Origin of the sequence: Phyllobacterium sp. 0TCS1.6A (genome assembly GCF_026420825.1) — a bacterium.
Classification (GTDB): domain Bacteria; phylum Pseudomonadota; class Alphaproteobacteria; order Rhizobiales; family Rhizobiaceae; genus Phyllobacterium.
Map to the genome: position 1 here is coordinate 755102 of NZ_JAPMAB010000002.1, position 23409 is coordinate 778510.

General features: G+C 61.3%; 20 protein-coding genes. 10 read left to right on the plus strand and 10 right to left on the minus strand.

From position 1 onward, the window contains the following. Positions 1-60: 60 nt before the first annotated feature. Both coaBC and OSJ75_RS07780 read left to right on the plus strand, forming a co-directional pair. A complete protein-coding gene (gene coaBC, locus OSJ75_RS07775; RefSeq protein WP_250019444.1) occupies positions 61-1437 on the plus strand; it encodes a bifunctional phosphopantothenoylcysteine decarboxylase/phosphopantothenate--cysteine ligase CoaBC in 1377 nt (458 codons plus the stop codon). A gap of 65 nt (positions 1438-1502) precedes the next feature. After that, complete coding sequence (locus OSJ75_RS07780; RefSeq protein ID WP_267227443.1) at positions 1503-2051, plus strand: GNAT family N-acetyltransferase; 549 nt, start codon at positions 1503-1505, stop codon at positions 2049-2051. Here OSJ75_RS07780 and OSJ75_RS07785 read toward each other — a convergent pair. From OSJ75_RS07785 to dut, 6 genes are read right to left on the minus strand one after another with little or no spacing between them, the layout of a single operon-like run. Further along, positions 2038-2583, minus strand: a complete 546-nt coding sequence (locus OSJ75_RS07785) for an SRPBCC family protein (RefSeq protein WP_250019442.1) — start codon at positions 2581-2583, stop codon at positions 2038-2040. The two genes, OSJ75_RS07780 and OSJ75_RS07785, sit on opposite strands and share 14 nt — an antisense overlap. 9 nt (positions 2584-2592) lie before the next feature. Further along, positions 2593-2958 (minus strand): ArsR/SmtB family transcription factor, encoded by a 366-nt coding sequence (locus OSJ75_RS07790; protein ID WP_250019441.1) that lies wholly within the window; start codon positions 2956-2958, stop codon positions 2593-2595. 50 nt (positions 2959-3008) lie between these two features. Beyond that, entirely contained in the window at positions 3009-4016 is a 1008-nt protein-coding gene (locus OSJ75_RS07795; protein WP_267227444.1) for a proline racemase family protein, read from the minus strand. Beyond that, on the minus strand, positions 4016-4672 hold the full coding sequence (locus tag OSJ75_RS07800; protein ID WP_267227445.1) for an HAD family hydrolase: 657 nt from the start codon (positions 4670-4672) through the stop codon (positions 4016-4018). The genes OSJ75_RS07795 and OSJ75_RS07800 overlap by 1 nt, the downstream gene beginning before the upstream one ends. 2 nt (positions 4673-4674) lie before the next feature. Continuing rightward, a complete protein-coding gene (locus OSJ75_RS07805) occupies positions 4675-5487 on the minus strand; it encodes an isocitrate lyase/PEP mutase family protein (RefSeq protein WP_250019438.1) in 813 nt (270 codons plus the stop codon). Positions 5488-5511: 24 nt separating this feature from the next. Beyond that, a complete protein-coding gene (gene dut, locus OSJ75_RS07810; RefSeq protein WP_250019437.1) occupies positions 5512-5988 on the minus strand; it encodes a dUTP diphosphatase in 477 nt (158 codons plus the stop codon). A 216-nt stretch (positions 5989-6204) separates the two neighbouring features. Here dut and OSJ75_RS07815 point away from each other — a divergent pair, with 216 nt between their 5' ends. After that, entirely contained in the window at positions 6205-7794 is a 1590-nt protein-coding gene (locus OSJ75_RS07815) for a peptide chain release factor 3 (protein ID WP_250019436.1), read from the plus strand. A gap of 38 nt (positions 7795-7832) precedes the next feature. Here OSJ75_RS07815 and OSJ75_RS07820 read toward each other — a convergent pair whose 3' ends face one another. After that, complete coding sequence (locus OSJ75_RS07820) at positions 7833-9848, minus strand: long-chain-fatty-acid--CoA ligase (RefSeq protein WP_267227447.1); 2016 nt, start codon at positions 9846-9848, stop codon at positions 7833-7835. A 254-nt stretch (positions 9849-10102) separates the two neighbouring features. Here OSJ75_RS07820 and OSJ75_RS07825 point away from each other — a divergent pair, with 254 nt between their 5' ends. Both OSJ75_RS07825 and OSJ75_RS07830 read left to right on the plus strand, forming a co-directional pair. Continuing rightward, positions 10103-11179 (plus strand): cation:proton antiporter, encoded by a 1077-nt coding sequence (locus OSJ75_RS07825; RefSeq protein ID WP_267227448.1) that lies wholly within the window; start codon positions 10103-10105, stop codon positions 11177-11179. Further along, positions 11155-11736 carry a hypothetical protein gene (locus OSJ75_RS07830; RefSeq protein ID WP_267227449.1) on the plus strand — a complete coding sequence of 194 codons (582 nt, stop codon included), beginning with the start codon at positions 11155-11157 and terminating at the stop codon, positions 11734-11736. The genes OSJ75_RS07825 and OSJ75_RS07830 overlap by 25 nt, the downstream gene beginning before the upstream one ends. A 14-nt stretch (positions 11737-11750) precedes the next feature. Here the strand turns inward: OSJ75_RS07830 and OSJ75_RS07835 are convergent, their stop codons facing one another. Further along, on the minus strand, positions 11751-13364 hold the full coding sequence (locus OSJ75_RS07835; protein WP_267227451.1) for a GMC family oxidoreductase: 1614 nt from the start codon (positions 13362-13364) through the stop codon (positions 11751-11753). A gap of 87 nt (positions 13365-13451) precedes the next feature. Beyond that, positions 13452-13922, minus strand: coding sequence for a CoxG family protein (locus OSJ75_RS07840; protein WP_250019431.1), 471 nt, complete (start codon positions 13920-13922; stop codon positions 13452-13454). A 138-nt stretch (positions 13923-14060) separates the two neighbouring features. On the opposite strand from OSJ75_RS07840, the gene pgi reads away from it, so the two are divergent. The 5 genes from pgi (at position 14061) to OSJ75_RS07865 (ending at position 20752) form a co-directional block, all read left to right on the plus strand. After that, positions 14061-15713, plus strand: coding sequence for a glucose-6-phosphate isomerase (gene pgi / locus OSJ75_RS07845; protein ID WP_267227452.1), 1653 nt, complete (start codon positions 14061-14063; stop codon positions 15711-15713). Between the two features lie 39 nt (positions 15714-15752). Then, a complete protein-coding gene (locus OSJ75_RS07850) occupies positions 15753-16808 on the plus strand; it encodes a succinylglutamate desuccinylase/aspartoacylase family protein (protein WP_267227513.1) in 1056 nt (351 codons plus the stop codon). Next, entirely contained in the window at positions 16808-17539 is a 732-nt protein-coding gene (locus OSJ75_RS07855; protein ID WP_267227453.1) for an HAD family hydrolase, read from the plus strand. The genes OSJ75_RS07850 and OSJ75_RS07855 overlap by 1 nt, the downstream gene beginning before the upstream one ends. An 89-nt stretch (positions 17540-17628) precedes the next feature. After that, on the plus strand, positions 17629-18612 hold the full coding sequence (locus OSJ75_RS07860) for a threonine ammonia-lyase (RefSeq protein ID WP_267227454.1): 984 nt from the start codon (positions 17629-17631) through the stop codon (positions 18610-18612). Between the two features lie 157 nt (positions 18613-18769). Further along, a complete protein-coding gene (locus OSJ75_RS07865; RefSeq protein WP_250019428.1) occupies positions 18770-20752 on the plus strand; it encodes a PhoX family protein in 1983 nt (660 codons plus the stop codon). Between the two features lie 86 nt (positions 20753-20838). Here OSJ75_RS07865 and OSJ75_RS07870 read toward each other — a convergent pair whose 3' ends face one another. Next, entirely contained in the window at positions 20839-23355 is a 2517-nt protein-coding gene (locus OSJ75_RS07870) for a hypothetical protein (protein WP_267227455.1), read from the minus strand. Positions 23356-23409 lie beyond the last annotated feature (54 nt).

The window sequence follows — 23409 nt, forward strand, 5'->3', positions numbered from 1 at the left end:
TTCCCCTAGATTGATTGCATTGATTGCATAATCGCAATCACGAGCAGGAAAGTGCAATCAATGGCCAGCATCACGATCCGAAATCTGGACCCTGCGAGCAAGGAGCGGCTGCGCCGGCGCGCCGCTGCGAATGGCCGATCCATGGAGGAAGAGGCACGGCTGGTTCTCGGCGGGCTGGAAAGCGATCCCGTTCCGGCACATGCCGTTTCGCCGGCGGCGGGCAGTCTTGCCGGCAAGCATGTTCTTCTTATCATCGGCGGCGGCATCGCGGCCTATAAATGTCTCGACCTCATTCGCCGCCTGCGCGAGAAAGGCGCACGCGTCCGGCCGGTCCTGACGAAGGCGGCACAGGAATTCGTCACGCCGCTGGCGGTTGGCGCGCTCGCGGCAGACAAGGTGTTCAGCGAGCTTTTCTCCCGCGAGGACGAACATGATGTCGGCCATATCCGGCTGTCGCGCGAGGCAGACCTCATCGTCGTCGCGCCTGCAACGGCCGATCTGATGGCCAAGATGGCCAATGGACTGGCTGACGATCTCGCAAGCGCCGTCCTGCTGGCGACGGACAAGCGCGTGCTTGTTGCACCCGCAATGAATCCGCGCATGTGGGATCACCCCGCGACACGGCGCAATCGGGCCAGGCTGGAACAGGACGGCGTGTTCTTCGTTGGGCCGAACCGCGGTGAAATGGCCGAAAGCGGCGAGCGCGGCACGGGCCGGATGGCGGAGCCGCTGGAAATTCTCGCCGCCGTCGAGAACCTGATCGAGGATCGTTCGAAACCGCTCGCCGGCATGTCCATTGTCATGACCTCGGGGCCGACGCATGAGCCGATCGATCCCGTGCGCTATATTGCGAACCGTTCGTCCGGCAAGCAGGGCCACGCCATTGCCGCCGCGCTGGCGCGTCTCGGCGCGACCGTGCATCTGGTCTCGGGCCCGGTCTCCATTCCCGACCCGCTGGGCGTGGAGGTGACGAAGGTGGAAACCGCGCGCGAGATGCGCGATGCGGTGGAGCGTTTTCTGCCGGCCGATGCCGCAATCATGGTCGCGGCCGTCGCGGATTGGCGTACGGCCGACGCCGCCGGGGAAAAGATCAAGAAACAGCCAGGCCAGGCCGCACCCGCCCTGCAAATGGTGGAGAATCCGGACATATTGGCCGGTGTCGGCCACCACAGGCAGCGTCCGCGACTGGTTGTCGGCTTTGCGGCCGAGACGCAGGACCTGTTGTCGAATGCGCGCAGGAAGCTCGACAGGAAAGGCGCCGACTGGATCGTTGCCAATGATGTCAGCCATGAGACCGGAATCATGGGAGGCGACAGGAACATGGTCCGCATCATCACCCGCACGGGCGTGGAGGAATGGCCGGATCTGAGCAAGAAGGACGTTGCCGAACGTCTGGCGGCAAGGATCGCAGAAGCGCTGCAGACGGTGGAAGTCTAGCGCGTCTTCCGGCAATGCCGATGACTTCACAGCTTTGGATATCAACTTCAGACCAGGATTGCGCCATGAAGGAAACGCCGATTATCGAGACTGAAAGGCTTGTGCTGCGCGGCCACAGGCGGGATGATCTGGAACGGCTGCACGAGCTTTGGAGCCATCCGGTCGTCTACCGTCACATCTCTGGAGAGCCATCGTCGCCCGAACGCTCCTGGGGCAGGCTGCTGCAATATATCGGCATGTGGCAGGCGATCGGCTATGGCTTCTGGGCCATGGAGGAGAAGGCGACCGGCAGATATATCGGCGATGCCGGCTTTGCCGATTTCAACCGCGTCATGGAGCCCGCCTTCGGCGAGGTTCCGGAGATGGGATGGGTGGTCTCGCCGGAGGTTCACGGCAAAGGCTATGCCGTGGAGGCCTTGACCAAGATGCTGGAATGGGGAAAGGCCAATCTTGCCGCCAGAAGTGCGCGCTGCATCATTTCTCCCGACAATTCCGCTTCCATCAAGCTCGCCCGCCGATGCGGGTTCGAACCGATCGCCGAGACGAACTATCTCGGCGAGCCGGTCCAACTGTTCGAGCGTCCTTTGGACGGCGTCCCGCTCAATCGACGATAGTCTGTCTGTATTGTGCCTCGACCTCGGCCAGTTTCTTCCAGAAGCCATCGACCTTCCGGCCGTTCAGCACGTCGATGAGGGCTGCCAGATGGCTGTGCCAGCCGCCGGATACACTGATCATCGCATCCCTGTGGGCGAGCCGGCTATGGGTGATGGTCAGCAATGTGTCCGTGCCCGAGGCGGCAAGTTCGAACGTCACCTCGGAAGGCTCGCCCTCGCCCTGGGGCCAGGTCATGCTGAGCAGATGCGGCGGTTCATAACGCAATATCCTGCACCGGTTAACGTGTTTCTCATACTGCTTGTACTTGTCCGGCACCGTCTCGTCGGATATCTCGCCATTGTGGAAGGTCAGCACGACATCGCCGCCCACATGATCCGCCATGGGTCCCTCGGCCAGCCATTTCTTCCGCTTTTCCGAATTGACGATATAAGACCACACCCGATCCACCGGTCCCGGGAGCAGCCGTTCGATGCGAACGGTGCGCGGGGCGACCACGGCACCAAGCCGGTCATTTTCAACATAAGCGTCCATCTTCTGCTCCTATTTCTTGGGGTTCTGCGGCACCTTCGGCACCGTGGCATCTTCCTCGCGCAGTAGAGCTTCGAGGTCGTCGAGGCGTTCGCTCCAGAAGCGCCTGTAGGTCGCAAGCCAGCGCTCGGCATCGGCAAGCCGGGCCGCTTCGAGTCGGCACAGATGCGTCCGCCCCTCGATCCGCCGCCGCACGAGGCCGGCGCTTTCGAGGACCTTGATGTGTTTCGACGCGCCCGCCAGCGACATGTTGAAGGGCGTCGCGAGGTCGCTGACGCTCTGCTCCCCCGGGATGAGCCGGTGCAGCATGGCTCGCCGCGTCGGATCGGCAAGCGCGTGAAAGATGACATCGAGATGAGGTGTGTTATATTCAACCATATGGTTTACTAACATGGCATCGCCAGTTAGTCAACCGTTCGGTTTAATGTTCAGACTACCAGGAAGCCGCCGCCGAGCGGATCGTCTTCTTCGACGATGAATTCCGCTTTTCCGCTGTAATAGGCGTGACCGGAGACTCGGGCGGTAATCGCATCATGGGGTCCGGCTCTGGTCGTCGAGGCAACCATGCCGACAAAGCGTGAACCGACGATGCTTTCGAAGATGCGTGCCTGGCCGTCGTAAATCTGTCGCTTGGCATTCATGGCGGCGAGGCGGGCGGTAACGCCGGAGCCTGTTGGCGAGCGGTCCAGTTGCGCATCGGCGAAGATGCAGACATTGCGCGTAGGGCCCTCGTTCCAAACGTCGTTGCCGTCGGTGAGGATCGTACCATAGAGGAAGGCGAGGTCCGCATGGTCGGGATGGTCTAGCGGCACTGCCTCCCTGACGGCTTCGGTCACGGCGGTCGCACATTCGGTAAAGGTCTTGGCCGAACCCTCGCTGAATTCGAACCCGAACTGGCGGCAATCGGCCAGCGCGTAGAAGGCCCCGCCATAGGCGACATCGACGACAATTTCACCATGGCCCGCAACGTCGACGCGTATATCTTGCGCAAACAGGAAGGCCGGCACGCTCTCGAACGAGACGCTGCCCGACTTCCCATCCGCGACGGCAACCGAGGCGACGACCATGCCGCAGGGGCATTCGATATTAACCGTCGTTACCGGTTCCACTTTCGGAACCAGACCGTTGTCGACGGCGTAGCGGCCGAGCGCAATCACCGCATGGCCGCACATGGTGGAATAGCCTTCGTTGTGCATGAACAGCACGGCAAGGTCGGCGCCGGGGAGATTGGGCTCGACCAGCAAGGCGCCATACATGTCGAAATGCCCGCGCGGTTCGAACATCAGGATCTTGCGCAGATGGTCGAGTTCCGCCTGCACATAGGCGCGTTTCTCGAGAATGGTGCCCTTCGGCAGTTCCGGATAGCCGTCGACGATGATGCGCACCGGTTCGCCGCCGGTATGCATGTCCACGACCTTGAGTGGCTTGGTCAGCATCACGCGAGGCCCAGCAGGGACGGCAGTTTGCGCATGTCGTCGAAGAGAATGCCGCCGGCCTCCGCAAGTCCTTCGCGATCGGCATGCTCGTCGCCGCAATAGGAATAGACCTTCATGCCGGCGGCGATGCCCGCATGTGTACCGGCGACGCTGTCTTCGATCACCACGCTCTGCGCCGGGGCGAAACCCATCGCGCGGGCGGCATGCAGGAAAAGATCCGGAAAGGGCTTGCCGCGCGGCACCATCGAGGCGCTGTAGAGCACGTCCTCGAAGTAGCGGATCAGCCCGGTCTTGCCGAGCGTGACATGCATCTTCTCGACATTGGCGGACGAAGCTACGCAATAGCGCAGCCCTGCGCTCCTCACGGCGCCGATCACCTCTTCGATATGGGGTATGGGCTCGACGCCGTTCTCGAACATCACCGGTATGGCATCATACCAGCGCTGGACGAAATCATCGCCAAGCTGGAAGCCCTGCGCCTCGACCTTCTCCTTCACGGCACGCATCGGCATGCCGCAATAGGACTTCCGAACCTCGGCAAAATTCGTCTCGAAGCCCCTCTCGGCAAGCATCTTGACGAGGTGGTTGTTCCCGATCGTTTCGGTATCGACGAGAACGCCGTCGCAATCGAAGATCACCAGTTCCGGCTGTGGCATGTCTAGCTGTCCCCGTTCCGGGAGAAGAGGCCCTGCAATTCCGAATAGGCCACGCCTGAGCGGTTGAATTCGAACGTACCCTTGTCCAGCATCTCGCGGGCGGCGGTGTGCAGCGCGGTGAAGGCGGCCGTCGTCAGGCGCGAGCCGAGCGAGAGGCGGCTTATACCGATCTCTGTGAGTTCAGGCACGCTGAGCCCCGCAGGCGCAATCGTGCTGACGGGTTTCGATACGGCGGCACAAAGCTCGCGCAGGCGGGCCGGATCGGAAATGCCCGGTGCGAACAGCACGTCCGCTCCGGCTCGTTCGAATGCCTGCAGGCGCTTCACCGTAGCGTCGAAATCCGTGATGCCATGCAGGAAATTCTCGCAGCGCGCCGTGAACACGAAATCGCCCTTGAGGGCGCGTGCCGCCTCGGCTGCCGCCGCGACCCGCTCCACCGCGTGGTCGAAATCATAGATCGGCTTCGCCGCGTCGCCGGAAAAGTCCTCGATTGAACATCCGGCAAGCCCGGCTGCCTCCGCGGCGAAGATCGTCTCCGCGGCGCTGTCGGCGCTGTCACCCTTGCCCTTTTCGAGATCGGCGGAAATCGGCAGGTCGGTCGCCGCAACCATCTCGCGGCAGTGCTGCATCATGGCATCGAAGGGCACGCCGCCATCGGGCAATCCGCGCGAGAAGGCAAAGCCCGCGCTCGTGGTGGCGAGGGCCTTGAAACCAAGCGACGCGAGGTATTTCGCGGTGCCCGGATCCCACGGATTTGGCATGATGAGAATATCGCGCCCCTCATGCAGGAGCCGGAACGTCTTGCCTTTGTCCATGTGGGTTCCTCCCGACGATGATATTTACGAAGTCCCCGTAGAGCCGAAGCCTCCGCTACCGCGCGCCGTGTCGCTGGCATATTGACGTTCTTCGGTCTCGAGCTGCACGACCGGGGCAAGCACGATCTGGGCGATGCGCATGCCGCGTTCGATGTAGAATTCCTCGTCGCCATGATTGATCAGCAGAACCTTCACCTCGCCGCGATAGTCGGAATCTATGGTTCCGGGCGTGTTCAGGCAGGTGATGCCGTGTTTCAGGGCAAGGCCGGAGCGAGGGCGGACCTGCGCCTCGAATCCTTCCGGAATCTCGAAAATGAGGCCGCTCGGCACCAGTGCCCGCCGTCCGGGCAGCAACAGCAGCGGCCGATCCTCGGGGACGGCGGCGCGCAGATCCATGCCTGCGGAGCCGGCGGTTTCATAGCTGGGAAGGTCGAGGCCCGCGCCGTGCGGCAGGCGGACGAGACCGAGGGGTGGGCGAGTGGAATCGTTTGGCTGGGACATGGGACGAGCTTTTTCACCAGAGAGAGTTTCGGTCAACCGGCAAGTGGGCGCAGGATCGTTCTTTGCACATAATCTCTTTTTAACCGCTGATCGCTCCGACGGCGATTCCAAAATGCGGGATTCCGTTACCGCGGCACCGGATGATTCAAAGGTCGACGCCAGCACCCCCGCCTGATAGAAGGCGCCAAACCTTTTCCCATTGATCGAGCCGCCTTCATGTCCACTGCCGAGCATCCCGTATCCCGTCGCCGTACCTTCGCAATCATCGCCCATCCCGATGCCGGCAAGACCACGCTGACTGAAAAGCTGCTGCTTTTCGGCGGAGCGATCCAGCTCGCCGGCGAGGTCAAGGCCAAGAAGGATCGTATCCAGACCCGCTCCGACTGGATGAATATCGAACGCGACCGCGGCATTTCCGTGGTCACCTCGGTCATGACCTTCGAATACAAGGATTGCATCTTCAACCTTCTCGACACGCCTGGCCATGAGGATTTCGCCGACGATACCTATCGAACGCTGACGGCCGTCGACAGCGCGGTCATGGTGATCGATGCCGCCAAGGGCATCGAAGCGCGGACGCTCAAGCTTTTCGAAGTCTGCCGCATGCGTGATATTCCGATCATCACCTTCATCAACAAGATGGACCGGGAGAGCCGCGATCCCTTCGAGATATTGGACGAGATCGAGCAGAAGCTGGCGCTGGACACCGCACCCATCAACTGGCCGATCGGCCGCGGCAAGAGCTTTGCCGGAACCTATAATCTGCAGGACAATACGGTGCGGCGCCGGGACGAGGAAGTAGCGGCGACCAAGGTCAACGGTCCGGAAGCGGATGCTGCCTCCGGCCTCCTGCCGGCCAATGAACGGGAAGCCTGGATCGAGGAAGCCACCCTCGGGCGCGACGCGTGCAATCCCTTCGACCTGCAGGCCTTCCGCGAGGGCCATCTTACACCGGTCTATTTCGGCTCGGCCCTGCGCAATTATGGCGTGCGCGAACTGATCGATGCGTTTTGCGATTACGGCCCGAGCCCGCGCGCACAGGACGCCGACACGCGCAAGGTGGAAGCCACCGAGGAGAAGATGACCGGCTTCGTGTTCAAGATTCAGGCGAACATGGACCCCAATCATCGCGACCGTATCGCATTTCTGCGTGTCTGCTCGGGCAAGCTGTCGCGGGGCATGAAGGCGAAGCTGGTGCGGACGGGCAAGCCTATGGGACTTTCGGCGCCGCAGTTCTTCTTTGCCCGCAGCCGCCAGATCGCCGACGAGGCCTGGGCCGGCGACGTGGTCGGCATTCCCAATCACGGCACGCTGCGTATCGGCGATACGCTGACGGAGGGGGAAGACCTTCTGTTCCGCGGCGTGCCCAATTTCGCGCCGGAAATCCTGCGCCGCGTTCGGCTCGATGATGCGATGAAGGCGAAGAAGCTGCGCGAGGCGCTGCAGCAGATGGCGGAAGAGGGCGTTGTCCAGCTGTTCCTGCCGGATGACGGATCGCCTGCGATCGTCGGTGTCGTCGGCGCCCTGCAGATCGACGTCCTCACCGAGCGCCTGAAGGTCGAATACACTCTGCCCGTCGGTTTCGAGCCGGCGCGCTTTACCGTGGCCCGCTGGATATCGGCGGATGATCCGGCCGAGTTGCAACGGTTCATCAACACGCATCGCGCCGACATCGCGCATGATCTCGACAATGATCCGGTGTTCCTGGCGCAGAACTCGTTCTCGCTGTCCTACGAGGCCGAGCGCTGGAAAGCCATCCGCTTCGCAGCGGTCAAGGATTATCAGGTGCGCGAAAAGGCCGCCTGAATGGGCGCATCGCTGTCCGGCAGCGATGCGCCCCAGGCCTACCGCAATTCGCGCCGGAGGATCTTGCCGACATTGCTCTTCGGCAGTTCATCGCGGAATTCCACGGCCTTGGGACGCTTGTAATTGGTCAGCCGCTCGGCGCAGAACGCCTTGACCTGTTCCTCGGTGAGGGACTTGTCCTTGCGCACGATGAAAAGCTTCACCGCCTCGCCCGAATGTTCGTTGGGAATGCCGACGGCGGCCGCCTCGGCGATGCCGGGATGTTCCATCGCCACTTCTTCGATCTCGTTCGGATAGACGTTGAAGCCGGAAACCAGGATCATGTCCTTCTTGCGGTCGACGATCTTCGTGTAGCCGCGCTCATCCATATATCCCATGTCGCCGGAGCGGAAATAGCCGTCATCGGTCATGGCGCGCGCTGTCTCGTCGGGCCGGTTCCAGTAGCCGGCCATGACCTGCGGACCCTTTATGCAGATTTCGCCCACTTCGAGCAGCGGCAACTCCCTGCCATCATCGTCGCGGATGGAAATATCGGTCGAGGGGAGCGGCAGGCCGATCGTGCCGGAGAATTCCTTGGCGTCGAGACGATTGGCCGAAGCCACTGGCGACGTTTCCGAAAGACCATAGCCCTCGGTGATGAGGCAGCCCGTGACGTCCTTCCAACGGTCGGCGACGGGCTTCTGCACCGCCATGCCGCCGCCAAGCGAAAGAATGAGGCCGGTGAAATCCAGCTTGCGGAAATCCTCATTGTTGAGCAGGCCGTTGAACAGCGTGTTGAGGCCCGGGAAGATATGGAACCTCTGCTTCTGCAAAACCTTGACGAAGCCGGGTATGTCGCGCGGATTGGGAATGAGGACGTTGTGCGCGCCGAGGTTCATGCCCATCATGGCATTCACGGTCAGCGCAAAGATATGATAGAGCGGCAGCGCGCAGATGAATGTCAGGTCACTCGGCCGGCCCTTGAGGCGGAAACCAACGTCACACCACAGGCGCATCTGCTCGACATTGGCGATGATATTGCCATGGGTGAGGATCGCGCCCTTCGATATGCCGGTCGTTCCGCCGGTATATTGCAGGAAGGCAATATCGGAGAGCCCGGTTTCGACCGGGCGCAGGCTCAGCGCCGCTCCCTTCGCCAGCACGGTCTTGAACGAGGTATGGCCGGGCAGCGACCAGGCCGGGACCATCTTCTTGACGCGGCGGACGACGAGATTGACCAGATGGCCCTTCACTCCCAGCATGTCGCCCATGGCAGTGACGATCACATGCTGCACCGGGGTCCTGGTGATTACCTTTTCCAGGGTGGAGGCAAAGTTTTCGAGGATGATGATAGCCTTGGCGCCACTGTCCTTGAGCTGGTGCTCGAGCTCGCGCGGCGTATAGAGCGGATTTATATTGACGACGGTCAGGCCGGCCTTGAGGATCGCGCCGATCGTGATCGGGTATTGCAGCACATTGGGCATCATCACCGCGACGCGGTCGCCCTTCACCAGACCACGGGACTGGAACCACGCGGCCATGTCGTTGATCCGGCGGCCGAGCTCGCGGTAACTCATCTTCTTCGACATGCAGCTGAAGGCGGTCGCATCGCCGTGTTCGACGGCACGGTCAAACAGTTGCCCGAGCGATTGGAGCCTGGGCTCTTCGATGGTGACCGGCACATCGTCCGGGTAGGATTTCAGCCATATCCTGGCATCCGCCTTCGCGGCTACGCGCTTTTTTGCCGCCGTCGCAGCCTTGGAAGTTTGGGTCTTCGCAGGCGAAGCCTTTGCAGCGGGAGCCTTGGCGGGCTTCTTCGTGGCGGGTTTTGTGACTTTTGTCGGTGCTTCGGGCGAGGCGGAAACGGTCGCGGCTTTCACAGGCTTCGCCGCGGCCTTTGCCGTGGTGCTCGCCTTTTTCGCCGGGGCCCTGGCGGTTTTCTTCGTGGCTGGTTTCGCCGCCTTTGCCGGTGCCTCCGATAAGGCTGGAGCGGCCTGCGTTTTTACCGGTTTCCTCTCCGTTGCAGCTGCTGCCTTGCGTGCTGGTGCCTTTGCCCGAGCTGTTTCTTTCGCCACGTTTACCTCCCAGTTAAGCCTATTATGGGCAACAGCCTCTCCAAACTGCCGCTCCATGCTACCCAACAATATGTACTATTGCGAGAGGCCGTGACCTTGCAAGCATTTACATTAACGTAAGCGTAAAAATTACTTTCGCCGTGGGGCGTTTATTTCACGCATTCGGCATCATCCGGGCGCAAAGTTGCCAAGGTTCGCCTCGACAAAGCGGGTCGATTCCCTTCATCCTGCCGTCCGGCTCAAACGGGTTCACCATGGAAACTATCACCGTTGTCCTGCTGATGTTGCTGGCCGTCGTCGTCAGCGACTCGATCGTGCGCATGCTGCCGCTGCCGGTGCCGCTGCCGTTGGTGCAGATCGGTCTCGGCGCGGCTATCGCGTCCGTGACCAGCGTTCGCGTGGAGCTTGATCCGGATATCTTCTTCCTGCTTTTCCTGCCGCCATTGCTGTTCCTGGACGGCTGGCGCATCCCGAAGGAGGGCCTGTTCCGCGACAAGGGCATCATCCTGGAAATGGCGCTCGGCCTGGTGATATTCACCGTTGTCGGCGTCGGCTTCCTGGTGCACTGGATGATCCCTTCGGTGCCGCTGCCGGTTGCCTTCGCGCTTGCCGCCATCGTTTCACCGACCGATCCGATCGCCGTGTCGGCCATCGCCGCTCGCGTGCCGATCCCCTCGCGCATGATGCACATACTGGAAGGCGAATCGCTGCTCAACGATGCGTCCGGCCTCGTCTGTATGCGCTTCGCCGTCGCGGCCATGCTTACGGGGACTTTTTCATTTTCCGCCGCTTTCCTGACCTTCCTGTGGCTGGCATTCGCGGGCGTCGCCATTGGCATCGGCGTCACTCTCGGCATCATGAGGGCCAAGACGTTCCTCAACCGCAGGCTTGGCGAAGAGAGCGGCTCGCAGATACTGACCAGCCTGTTGATCCCTTTCGGCGCCTATCTGCTGGCCGAGCATGTGCATGCTTCCGGCATCCTGGCCGCCGTCGCGGCCGGCATCACCATGAGCTATGCGGAGAACTCGGCGGTTTCGCTGGCGCTCACCCGCGTACGGCGGACGGCGGTATGGGATACGGCGCAATTTGCCGCCAATGGCGCGATCTTCGTGCTTCTCGGCGAACAATTGCCGGGCATCTTCTCCGGCGCGGTGGCCAATGTTCGGGTCGAAGGCGGGGCCGGCGAGTGGTGGCTCCCGGTCTATGTCGTCATCATCTATGCGGCTCTCGTCGGCCTGCGCTTCCTCTGGGTATGGGCGTCCTGGCGCATCGCGCTGGCAAGGCGTCAAGCCGCCGGCAGGCGAGCGTGCGCCCGAGTTGGCAGCTCATAGCCACCATGTCCTTCGCCGGCGTACGCGGCGCGATCACGCTGGCCGGTATTCTTACGCTGCCGCTGTTCCTCGCCGATGGCAGCCTGTTTCCGGCGCGTGACCTTGTCATATTCCTGGCGGCGGGGATTATCATCCTGTCGCTGGTCATGGCCAGTATCTGCCTGCCGCGCCTGTTGCGCAATATCGACGTGCCGGTCGAGGATACGTACCAGCGGGAGGAGGATTACGCCCGTATAGCCGCCGCGGAGGCAGCGATCATGGCCGTCGAGAAGGCGCAGCACGATCTGGCGGCGGGCAGGGCGGACGCGGACGTCTTTTCCGATGTGGCGACCCGTATCATGGAGCTCTACCGCAAGCGCATCGACGGCCGCATGCAGCTCGGTGAAGAGCGCGAACAGGTGAAGCTCAGCGAGGAGATCGAGCGACGCTTGCGCATCACCGCGCTCAATGCCGAGCGGCAGGAGATTCTCCGGCTGGTCCGGGCAAGACGGCTGGAAAGCACGGTGGCGAGCCGCATGGTCCGCGATATCGACCTGCTGGAGGCCCGCTACAGCTGATCACGGGATCAGGATCAGTTGTGGTCGGCGAGGATCAGCTCCGCCGCCTTGGCACCGACCATCATCGCGGCGGCATTGGTATTGCCTGAAATTATGTTCGGGAAGATGGAGCAATCCGCTACGCGCAGGCCGCCGATCCCGTGGACGCGCAGGCGCGGATTAACCACCGATTGCAGCGGGTCGGGGCCCATGCGGCAGGTTGAGACGGGGTGATAGACGGTTCCGCTCCGCTTGCGGAAATCCGCGATCAATTCCTGGTCGCTGCGGCAGGCGGCGCCCGGCAGCAGTTCCTCGACGATCAGCTTGCTCATGGTCGGTGTCGCCGCGATCCTGCGCAGGAACTTGACCGCATCCAGCATCTCCGCCACGTCATGATCGGTGGAAAAGGCATTCGGCACGATGCGGGGCTGCTCCGATGGTTCGGAGGAGCGGATGTGGATGCTGCCGGTGCTGGTCGGGCGGCAATTGGAGAGCCCGATCGAGAAGCCGGGCCAGGGATCGGGCGTGAGAATGGGCCGCTCGCCATTCTTCGGCACGAGTGTCGAGAATGCCTGGAAGTACAGCTGCATGTTCGGCCGGTTGCGCGATGGGTCCGTGCGAAAGAACCCGCCGCCCTGGTTCATGCTGATCGAGAGCGGGCCCGAGCGCAGCAGGAGATAATGCAGGCCTGCCCGCATCTTGCCCCACCACGGCCTCAGAAGCTCGTTGAGCGAGGGAGTGTTCGCCCGGTAGGTATAATTGATGCCGAGATGGTCCTGCAGGTGCTCGCCGACATTGTTGTTGGCGTGAACAACCGGAACGCCGCAGCGCCCTAGGACCGCCGGATCGCCAATGCCCGAGAGCTCCAGGAGTTGCGGCGTGTTGACCGAGCCGCCGCAAAGGATGATCTCCTTGGCAGCGCGCACCTGCTGCCGGCTGCCGCGGCGGGTAAACTCGACGGCGCTGGCTCTTTTTCCGTCGAATACGATGCGCGTCACCAGAGCATTGGCGAGCACCGTCACATTCGGCCGCTTCATCGCGGGCCGCAGGAAGGCCCGCGCCGCGGACATGCGGCGACCATTGCCGGTCGTCAATTGAAACGGTCCGACACCCTCCTGCGACGCACCGTTGAAATCGCCATTATAGGCGAGCCCCGCCTCCTGCGCCGCTTCGATCATGCGGTTCGCAAGCGGATGGAACAGCCGTGAACTGTCGGTAATGGTAAGTGGGCCGCCGCGCCCGAGGCTGGTCGCCGGCCCTTCGTGATTCTCGATGGAGCGGAAGACCGGCTCGACATCAGCATAGCCCCAGCCGGGATTGCCCCGGTCGCGCCATTCGTCGAAATCCTGCGCCGCGCCGCGGACATAGACCATGGCATTGATGGAACTCGAGCCGCCGAGGACCTTGCCGCGTGGCCAATAGTCGGCATTGCCGGCCAGCCCGGGGTCCGGTTCCGCCCGGTACATCCAGTTGACCGACCGGTCATAGAACGTCTTGCCGTAGCCGAGCGGCATCGTCACGTAGAAGCGGCGGTCGCTGCCCCCGGCTTCGAGGACGAGCACGCTGTGACGGCCATTGGCGGAAAGCCGGTCGGCCATGACCGATCCGGCGGACCCGGCCCCTATGATGATGAAATCGAAATCCTGCATTGCCCGACCTGGCCGCCTGTCTGTGTGCGCCCAGCATATCCGCTATGCCTGCCGGTTTCCCAAACGGCTTTCCGCCACCGCCTGTGACTATTGCGACAAGCCTTCCGTGCCGGGGGTCGCGGCGGATACGGTCTCGTTGAACCGTTCGAAGAAGCGGGTCGAGATGCGCCGTGCGGTCGAGGATATCAGCGAACTGCCATATTTGGCGATCTTGCCGCCGACATCCGCATGCACCTCGTAGACGAGCCGTGTCCGCGCGCCTTCGTCCAGCAGCGTCACATCGGCGCCGCCGCGGGCAATGCCGGCGATGCTGCCCTTGCCCTCGCAGCTGATCGTATAGGAGAATGGCGGGTTCAGATTGCTGAGATATATCGCACCGCTGAACCGGGGCTTGATAAGTCCGAGCTTAACCGCCAGTGTCGCTTCGAGTTCCGTATCGCTGACCCAATCGAGCTGCTCGCAGCCGGGAATGCAGGCTTTCAGCACATCGGCATCGTTGAGCGCATCCCATACCTCGTGGCGCGGCGCGGCTATCCATTCTTCTCCGGTCAGATTCATGTTCAGCCTTCCTGCCTTCGCTCCAGCATCGTCTATCGCGGAATTTCAATATATTCTACCTTTGTCAGATTGAACTGAAACGGTTCTGGTGGCAGGTTCCCCCATATTCGGACATCCCCCATCCTCAGGAGATTAATCATGGCGTCGGAGCAAGCGAGCGATATCAAGCGTGCGGTCCAGGCATTGAAAGCCCACCGGAAGAGCGGTGCACCGAAAAACATGCGCGAAGTCTTTGCCTCGGACAAGAAGCGGTTCTCGCGCTATTCACTCGCGCTCGACGATCTTCTGCTCGACTGGTCGAAATGCCTGGTCAACGACGAGACGCTGGCGCTGCTGCTGCAACTGGCAAAGGCTGCTGGTGTGGAGAAGCGGCGCGACGCCATGTTCGCCGGCGAGGCCATCAATACGACCGAGGGCCGCGCCGTGCTGCACATCGCGCTTCGCAATCGTTCGGGCCGCGCTATCAAGGTCGACGGCAAGGATGTGATGCCGGACGTCGGCGATGTCCTGTCGCGCATGGCAGCTTTTGCCGATGGGCTGCGCTCCGGCGAAACGAAGGGAGCGAAAGGCAAGCCGATCACCGATGTCGTCAATATCGGCATTGGCGGCTCGGATCTTGGCCCCGCCATGGCCACCAAGGCCCTGTCGCCCTATCATGACGGGCCGAAGCTTCATTTCGTGTCAAATATCGACGGCGCCGATATCGCCGATACGATAGCCGGCCTCAACCCGGCGACGACGCTCTTCATCATCGCGTCCAAGACCTTCACGACCATCGAGACGATCACCAATGCCAAGGCGGCGCGCAAATGGATCGCCGATGCACTTGGCGAAAAGGCCGTCGCAAAACACTTCGCCGCGGTCTCCACCGCGCTCGACAAGGTCGATGCCTTTGGTATCCCATCCGATCGCATCTTCGGGTTCTGGGACTGGGTCGGCGGCCGCTATTCCGTCTGGTCGGCCATCGGCCTGCCGGTGATGATCGCCATCGGTCCGGAGAATTTCGGCCGCTTCCTCGACGGCGCCCACGCCATGGACGAACATTTCCGCAAGGCTGCGCCAACCGAGAATCTTCCGTTCATGCTCGGCCTGGTCGGCTATTGGCACCGCGCCATTTCCGGCTATACCAGCCGCGCCGTCATTCCCTATGACCAGCGCCTTGGGCGCTTGCCTGCCTATCTGCAGCAGCTCGACATGGAATCGAACGGCAAGAGCGTCACCCTTGCCGGCAAGCCGGCTTCCGGCCCCACCGGTCCCGTCGTCTGGGGAGAACCCGGCACCAACGGCCAGCATGCCTTTTTCCAGCTGCTCCACCAGGGGACGGATGTCATACCGGTCGAGTTCATCGTAGCCGCCAACGGGCACGAACCGGATCTCGACAATCAGCATCAGATGCTGCTCGCCAATTGTCTTGCCCAGTCGGAAGCCCTGATGAAGGGCCGTACGCTTGAGGAGGCAAAGGCCCAGCTGGCGGCGAAGGACATGCCGCGCGCCGAGGTCAACCGCATTGCGCCGCACCGCGTCTTCTCCGGCAACCGGCCGTCGATCACCATCGTCCATGACAAGCTCGACCCGTTTGCGCTGGGCCGCCTGATCGCGCTCTATGAGCACCGTGTTTTTATTGAGGCCCAGCTTTACGGCATCAACGCCTTCGATCAATGGGGAGTCGAACTCGGTAAGGAACTGGCGACGGAATTGTTGCCGGTCGTCTCCGGCGATGCGAGTGCCGGGGACAAGGACGCTTCCACGCAAGGACTTGTCGCGCATCTTCGCAAGCGGCGCGGCATTTAAGCCTATTCAGGGCCTGGCAGGAATAATGGAAAGAGCATGATGAAAACCGAGATGATCAAGCTGGCCGGCGATGTGCCGGGCAATGAGATAGAGCTGCGCGTCCTGCGCTTCGAAGGCAAGGCGGGGAGCGCGGCGCCATCGGCCTACCTCCAGTCGTCGCTGCACGGCGCGGAACTGCCTGGCCAGGCGGCGCTGCATTTCCTCCTGCCCATGCTCCAGCAGGCCGAAGCGGATGGCCGGGTGGAGGGCAGCATCACCATTGTACCGCAAGCCAATCCGATCGGTTCGGCGCAATGGCTGGCGCATCAGCATCTCGGCCGCTTCGAATTCTTCTCGAGCACGAATTTCAACCGCTCTTTCCCGCTTCTCGACAGTCTCGATACGTCCTCGCTCATCGCGCCCGACGCGCCGAAGCCGCTTGCGGAGCGGTTGAAGGCGCAATTGCTTCGCCTTGCCCTGCCGCACGAGATCGTGCTCGATCTCCACTGCGACGATGAAAGCGAGAACTATCTCTATATCCACCAGGCCTTCCTTCCGGAAATGTATGATCTCGCCTCGGCGCTCGGCTCCACGGCGATACTTTCGTGGGACAGCACGGCCGATGCCGCCTTCGAGGAGGCTTGTGCCCATCCCGTGCTGCGCCTGCCCGACGAGGAACGCAGGAAGCGCGCGGTGACGACGGTTGAGTTCCGCGGCCTCGCCGACGTCGATATCGATACGGGAAAGGCGGATGCTGCCGGCCTTTACAAATATCTCGTGCATCGCGGTGTCGTGCGCGACGACAATACCAGGCTCGAAAGGAATTTTGCCGGCCCGGTCGTCCCGCTTGAAAATGTCGAGATGATCCGCGCGCCCCGCGGCGGCATGATCCTCTTCCATGTCGATATCGGCGCCGAGGTACAGGAGGGCGACAAGCTCGTCACCGTGGTCACCATCCCCGGCGATCCATCCGGCGACATCACCCTTGCGGCGCCGCAGGCAGGGCGCATCCTGACGCGGCGCAGCAGTCGCTATATCCGGCGCGGCGACGACCTGATGAAGCTTCTCGGCAGCCGCCGGTCCGACGGTGCCCGTCCGGGTTCGCTGGAATCCTGATGGGCAAGGTCGAACCACGCGAGATAGGCGGCATTCTCTTCGACAAGGATGGCACGCTCGTCGATTTCAACCGCACCTGGTTCGGCATCACCATGGAACTGGCGGGCCGTGCCGCCGGTGGCGACGATGCGCGCGCCCGCCAGCTTATCGAAGGCGGCGGCTATGATTGGGAGATGAAGAAGTTTCGCGGCGGATCGGTGGTGGCGGCAGGCACGATCAACGATATCGTCGATCTTTGGCACCCGGAGCTTTCGCTTGAGGAAAAGCGCCGGCTGATCCGCGAATATGATGATTATACGGTCAAGGAAGGATCGTCGCGCGCTGTGGGCATCGACGGGCTTCAGGCGACGCTGGAGGCTCTCGCCGCGCAGGGCTATGTGCTCGGCATCGCCACCAATGATTCCGAGGCCGGAGCCCGCGCCACTGCGACGGCGCTCGGCCTGTCGCATCTGTTTTCCGCGATCATCGGCTATGACTCGGTGCTGCGGGCGAAACCCTATGCCGACCAGCTGCATCTTTTCGCCGAAAAGACCGGACTGCCGCCGCGGAAGATCGCCATGGTCGGCGACAATGCGCATGATCTTGAAATGGCCCATGCCGCCGGCGCGGGCCTCGCCATCGGCGTCCTGTCCGGTAATAGCACGCTGGACGATCTGGCGCATTTGAGCGACGTCATCCTCGGCTCCATCGCCGAACTCCCGGCCTTCTTCGCAAAACGCTCCGACGGCTGATTGCCGGCAATTGCCATGATGACAAGGTTTGGCGTGTCTCCCTCGCGCCGCGGTGCTATCAAGCTTGCGACGCGACAGGAGACAAAAGCATGGATGCTCAAGCGACGACGGTCGACATGGCGGATATCGAGGCGGCAGCCGAAAGGCTCCACGGCCAGATCAGGCGGACTTCCTTCATCGAATCGCCCGTTCTGAACCAGCAATTCGGCGGTCGCATCCTGTTCAAGCCCGAATGCCTGCAGCGTACCGGCTCCTTCAAGTTCCGCGGCGCCTATAATCGCATCAGCCAGTTCACCGCCGAAGAACGGCAGCGCGGCATCGTCGCCTTTTCTTCTGGCAACCATGCCCAGGGCGTGGCGAGTTCAGCCGCCCTGTTCGGGATAAAGGCGGTGATCGTCATGCCCAAGGATGCGCCGGAGGCGAAGATCGCCAGCACACGCGCCTATGGCGCCGAGGTGGTCTTCTTCGATCGCTATACCGAGAAGCGCGAGACGGTAGCCGCGCCTTTCGTGGAACGCGGCATGGTTCTTGTCCCGCCCTTCGACGATCCGCATATCATCGCCGGCCAGGGAACGATCGGCCTCGAGATCGTCCGCGAAGCGGCGGCGGAAGGCCTCGTCATCGACGATCTCTTCGCACCCGCTGGCGGTGGCGGGCTGATCAGCGGTGTGTCCGTCGCGGTCAAGGCGCATTCGCCGGCGACGCGGATCTGGGGCGCCGAGCCGGAGCATTTCGACGATCTGCGCCGTTCGCTGATCGCGGGCCGCATCGTCGCCAATGATGCGGGTCATCGCTCGATCTGCGATGCGATCCTCACGCCGCAGCCGGGAAACCTGACATTCCCCATCAATGCGCGCAATCTTTCCGGGGCGATCGCAGTATCGGACGACGCCGTGCGCGAGGCGATGCGTCTTGCCGCGAGACATCTGAAGCTTGTCGTGGAGCCGGGCGGTTCGGTCGGCCTTGCGGCGCTGGCTTCCGGCGAGGTGGACATCAAGGGGCGCACCGCCGTCGTCGTCCTGTCCGGCGGCAATGTCGATCTTGCCGAATATGGCGCGCTGCTCGCCGCCTGACGGACAACTCGGCAAGGACTCTGGTTCGGTTCCATCGTGCCGGCATTCACTTTTGCCGGATTTCGCCTGATTGTCATATGCCCGTCATGCACAGCTTTTAGCGATCATCTGGAATGGTTCTAATCCATAGCCCAGCCACATAGCCAGAGGTCGCACCATGAACGAGCACAGCCAGATTTTCCGTACGAGCCTCCTTGAGGAGAATGACGGCCCGGGCCAGAACCCGACCGAGAATCCGACGATGGGCGAGTTGATCGCCACGCGTTTCTCGCGCCGCGGCTTCCTGAAGGGCTCGCTCGCAGTGTCGGCGATCGCCGCCACGGTCAGCCCGATGGCGCTGATGATGGCCGATGAAGCCCGCGCCGAAGGCAAGTCTGCCTTCAACTTCGAAGAGGTCGAGGCGGGCATCGATACCGGTCACCATGTGGCCGCCGGTTATGATGCGGACGTGCTCCTGCGTTGGGGCGACGCGCTATTCGCCGATTCGCCGGAATTCGATCCCGCCAACCAGACGCCCGAGGCGCAGGCCAGGCAGTTCGGCTACAATAACGACTATGTCGGCTTTATTCCGCTCGAAGGCTCGTCCGAGCACGGCCTGCTCGTCGTCAATCACGAATATACGAATGAACATCTGATGTTCCCCGGCATCGTCAAGGTCGTCGAAGGCAAGATCGAAGTCGCGCCGGCCGACAAGAAGCGCGTGGACATCGAAATGGCGGCGCATGGCGGCACCGTGGTCGAAATCCGCAAGGAAGGCGGCAAGTGGCAGGTCGTGCGCGACGGAAAGCTCAATCGCCGGATCACCGCGAATACGGAAATGCAGCTTTCGGGCCCGGTCGCCGGCCATGATCGGGTCAAGACCAATGCCGACCCATCGGGCCGAAAGGTCTTTGGCACGATCAACAATTGCGCTGGCGGCGTCACGCCATGGGGCACCTATGTCATGGCCGAGGAAAACATCCACGGCTACTTCATGGGCACGCTGCCCGAGGGCAGCAAGGAGGCCGCCAATTACAAGCGTCTCGGTGTTCCGGAAGGCGTCTATGAATGGGGCAAGTTCCACGACCGTTTCGATCTTTCCAAAGATCCGAATGAGGCCAACCGCTTCGGCTGGGTGGTCGAGGTGGATGTGAACGATCCGAACTCCATACCGAAGAAGCGCACGGCGCTTGGCCGTTTCAAGCATGAAGGCGCGGCCTCCATCGTGGCCAAGGACGGGCGCGTCGTCTTCTACCTCGGCGATGACGAGCGCTTCGACTATGTCTATAAGTTCGTCACCAGCGGCAAGTTCAATCCGGATGATCGCAGCGCCAATCTCGATCTGCTCGATGATGGCACGCTTTATGTGGCCAGGTTCGCCGCCGATGGCACGATCGAATGGCTGCCGCTCGTTCATGGCAACGGCCCGCTCACCGGCGAAAACGGCTTTGAATCGCAGGCCGACGTGCTGATCGAGACGCGCCGCGCCGGAGATCTGCTCGGCGCGACCAAGATGGACCGGCCCGAGGACATCGAGCCGAACGCCGTCAATGGCAAGGTCTATGTGATGCTGACCAACAATACCAAGCGCAAGGACGACCAGGTCGACGCTGCCAATCCGCGCGCCAAGAATGCCTTTGGCCACATCATCGAGATCGCCGAGGCCGATGGCGATTTTTCCGCTACCTCGGGCAAATGGGAAGTCCTGCTGAAATGCGGTGATCCGGCCGTCGCCGAAGTCGGCGCATCCTTTTCCACCGAAACCAGCAAGAATGGCTGGTTCGGCATGCCGGACAATTGCTCCGTCGATGCCGATGGCCGCCTGTGGGTTTCGACCGACGGCAACTCGCCGAAGGATACGGGCCGTACCGATGGCCTTTGGGCAGTGGATACGGAAGGCGAAGCCCGCGCAACGTCGAAGCTGTTCTTCCGCGTGCCGATCGGCGCTGAAATGTGCGGCCCGCTGATGCTGCCGGACATGGCGACGATGATGGTTGCCGTGCAGCACCCGGGCGATGGCGGCGAAGACTGGGAAGGCTTCGGCCGTCCCTCCTACTACGAGGACCTTTCCACCCGCTGGCCCGATTTCAAGGACGACATGCCGGTGCGCCCCTCGGTGATTGCGATCACCAAGCAGGGCGGCGGCAAGATCGGCGTTTGAGAAGGATAAACTGCATCAATCAGTAAACCCGGCCCTGAAATGTTCAGGACCGGGCTTTTGCCAGGTGGTTTTACGCTTTGCTGTTCTTAATTTTTGACAGCGACCAATCGAGGTCCGAACTGATCCCGCCCAAACGTCTGAAACTGAATATCCGCGAGGGCAACTTTGCCGCTCTCCTTAGGGAAGGTCAGTTTGAGTTCTTTCAGATTGTTCAAGTCAATTCCAGCGAACGCTTTCAGCGGTATCGCCACCATGTTGAGGAGACTTGATACGTTTCCGTCGCCAAAAGGTTTATCCCGGGGATCGTCGATCCGCGGCCTGCCTTCGCCCTTCGGTCGTGGCGCGTTATAGAGCGCATCGCTGAAATCGCTTGCTTCCACGGTTGCCGATTTCCCGGCGCCATCAGTCAGCGTCACCTCCACCTCCTGCCCGATTGGCCTGACGACAGCTATGCGGAATGTAAGGGAATCATACTTTTCTGTCGGGATGTTCGGCAGCTCGGTCACAATTGAAGCACCCGGTTTTGCCCAGGACAATTCAGCGCGGTCGGCGATCGACAACATGCCGCCGAACGGTTTGTACTCAAATCCCGCCAGCCGTTGACAGGGATCAGCTTCACCCGTTCCTAAAGGCATGGTGCAGTGTCGGGTGATATTGAAGCCAGAAAGCTTGAATTTACCGCCGAATGCGTTGCGCTCAAGGCGCTCTTCTGACCTGAAACCTTGTATCAGCTTGCGGTTCTTTTCAGGCTTTTGCACGGTGAGAACGATGCGTTCATCGCAGGGACCCTGCTCTGCAGGACACGCAGCTTCCGGCAATTGCGCATTTCCGTTCCAGTAAGCAGCAAATTTCATCTCGCCGCCAACGTGATAGCGCATAAAGGAATTTATCACGAAGAGACCGCCACGTCGCTGGTCCATATCATTCAGGCGGATGCTGTCCAGTCGGTTCGCCGAGCAGTATGATTTGTCCTTTGTGGCGTAATCATCATTAGTCCAGATCGTGTTGTAGTAGTTATGGTTGGCGCCTTTCACCATGATCTGGTAGCGCGGCGCAGTGTCGTGTACAGGACCGAAGCGGGCATGATCAAATGAGACTGCACCTTTGAGATTGCTCATGTCCCCGTCGCAGCTGGGCAGCAACACCGCCAAGGGAACATTGTTCAATCCCTGATTGCCGTAAAAATCTGTCGGTGCCAGCATGAAGGCACCCCTGAAGTCATAGGGTGCCGCCGATTCACGGCCGGCAGCGAAGAAGAGATTGTACTTGTCGAAGGCCGCTTGAATTTTTTTAACATCCCATCCCGCCGGCAAGAATTCCTTCTCCAGTTGTTCCAGTGCCATGGCCAATGTTCCTGCAGATTTCCCGTCAAGTATCGTCTCGGCAGCTCTCAACAGTATGGAGTTCTCGTATGATATTTTTTCTCTCGGGCCGGATGCACGCGGTTCGAGACCTGACGGTCCCTCTGGCTTCATATGCGTGTAAAGTCGGTCTACCTGTTCTTTGTCCAACTTGGCGAGCCGATCTGCCAGATCGGTTGCCTTTGTTGGTGCGGGCGGCGCTGGATCCACAAGCTTACCCGCCGGTTTGGTCGGCAGGAATGCCGCTGCAAGATCCGGATATCGCTGGGCAAAGGAGCCTGCATCGGCCACCAAAGCGGTTCGTAAGTCTTGGTCAGTGACCCCTACCCGGGTCTGGTTGAATTTAATTGCGTTGGAGACGCCCTGTCCGCCACGGGAATGCCCCATGATCCCGATGCGGGTAAAATCCAGTTTGCCTTTCAGCTCATTGAGCGGTCCGGCGTTTCCGTCTTTGTCGATCTGACCGCTCTTGTCGATTTGTCTCAGCCGATCCAGTGTCCCGAGAATCAATTGTCCACGGGATTGGCTTGATTTATCTCCGTTGCTGACACGAGGATCGCCGCCAGAATTGATTGCATTGGCGTCGATCGAGATTGTGACATAGCCACTTTGGGCAAGGTTCTCTGCCAGATAGTCATAGCCCTGATAGCTGGGGTCCTCCGCGGTATGGTTGCCATGTTGCATGACGATAACGGGATAGCGCGCCGTCGGTGTTGCCGTGTCATTCCGTGTTCCTGGAAACCGGATCCAGCCTTTGATCGGAGTTATGAAAATCGTGTCATCGCTGGCGCTTGTCAGGTCCTTCTGTGCAGAAGAAACCACGAGATTTCCAAGATCGTATTGATACACAGGAGATGAGGTAAAAGTCGCTCCGGCAATGGTGTCAGGTGCTATTTCAGTAAAGCGCTGAAGCTTTACTTCCTGCTTTATCGGTACCGGCACGATTTCGGCAGGCTTGCCGTAGTCGATGACGAGTTGAGGGTCGGTTGTGAGCATCCGGGCTGGTGGCCGACTATGTGTGTCAGGTGTCGTGCCGGGCACAATGGTAACATTCCCAATGACCGGTTTTTCCGCGCTGTCCGTGGAAACAGGGGGAGTCTCTGCCTTCAGCGCCACGATCGTCGGAAATGTTGACCTGCTTTCAGGCGTGGTGTCGCCGGTGTCATTGCAGCCTGCCAAAGTGGCAAGTAGCCCGCTAAATAAGCACGCGCGGCGCGCAGCTCGTTTCATCCATTGTATCATCTGGAAAAACTCCTGATCCGGCCGTCGCATTCTTGGTAGGGGGATCGGCCTTGA

Bases quoted from the DNA above. Each gene is read 5' to 3' on its own strand.
- coaBC (WP_250019444.1), top strand. From the start codon at position 61: ATGGCCAGCATCACGATCCGAAATCTGGACCCTGCGAGCAAGGAGCGG.
- OSJ75_RS07780 (WP_267227443.1), top strand. From the start codon at position 1,503: ATGAAGGAAACGCCGATTATCGAGACTGAAAGGCTTGTGCTGCGCGGC.
- OSJ75_RS07785 (WP_250019442.1), bottom strand. From the start codon at position 2,583: ATGGACGCTTATGTTGAAAATGACCGGCTTGGTGCCGTGGTCGCCCCG.
- OSJ75_RS07790 (WP_250019441.1), bottom strand. From the start codon at position 2,958: ATGGTTGAATATAACACACCTCATCTCGATGTCATCTTTCACGCGCTT.
- OSJ75_RS07795 (WP_267227444.1), bottom strand. From the start codon at position 4,016: ATGCTGACCAAGCCACTCAAGGTCGTGGACATGCATACCGGCGGCGAA.
- OSJ75_RS07800 (WP_267227445.1), bottom strand. From the start codon at position 4,672: ATGCCACAGCCGGAACTGGTGATCTTCGATTGCGACGGCGTTCTCGTC.
- OSJ75_RS07805 (WP_250019438.1), bottom strand. From the start codon at position 5,487: ATGGACAAAGGCAAGACGTTCCGGCTCCTGCATGAGGGGCGCGATATT.
- dut (WP_250019437.1), bottom strand. From the start codon at position 5,988: ATGTCCCAGCCAAACGATTCCACTCGCCCACCCCTCGGTCTCGTCCGC.
- OSJ75_RS07815 (WP_250019436.1), top strand. From the start codon at position 6,205: ATGTCCACTGCCGAGCATCCCGTATCCCGTCGCCGTACCTTCGCAATC.
- OSJ75_RS07825 (WP_267227448.1), top strand. From the start codon at position 10,103: ATGGAAACTATCACCGTTGTCCTGCTGATGTTGCTGGCCGTCGTCGTC.
- OSJ75_RS07835 (WP_267227451.1), bottom strand. From the start codon at position 13,364: ATGCAGGATTTCGATTTCATCATCATAGGGGCCGGGTCCGCCGGATCG.
- OSJ75_RS07840 (WP_250019431.1), bottom strand. From the start codon at position 13,922: ATGAATCTGACCGGAGAAGAATGGATAGCCGCGCCGCGCCACGAGGTA.
- pgi (WP_267227452.1), top strand. From the start codon at position 14,061: ATGGCGTCGGAGCAAGCGAGCGATATCAAGCGTGCGGTCCAGGCATTG.
- OSJ75_RS07850 (WP_267227513.1), top strand. From the start codon at position 15,753: ATGAAAACCGAGATGATCAAGCTGGCCGGCGATGTGCCGGGCAATGAG.
- OSJ75_RS07855 (WP_267227453.1), top strand. From the start codon at position 16,808: ATGGGCAAGGTCGAACCACGCGAGATAGGCGGCATTCTCTTCGACAAG.
- OSJ75_RS07860 (WP_267227454.1), top strand. From the start codon at position 17,629: ATGGATGCTCAAGCGACGACGGTCGACATGGCGGATATCGAGGCGGCA.
- OSJ75_RS07865 (WP_250019428.1), top strand. From the start codon at position 18,770: ATGAACGAGCACAGCCAGATTTTCCGTACGAGCCTCCTTGAGGAGAAT.
- OSJ75_RS07870 (WP_267227455.1), bottom strand. From the start codon at position 23,355: ATGATACAATGGATGAAACGAGCTGCGCGCCGCGCGTGCTTATTTAGC.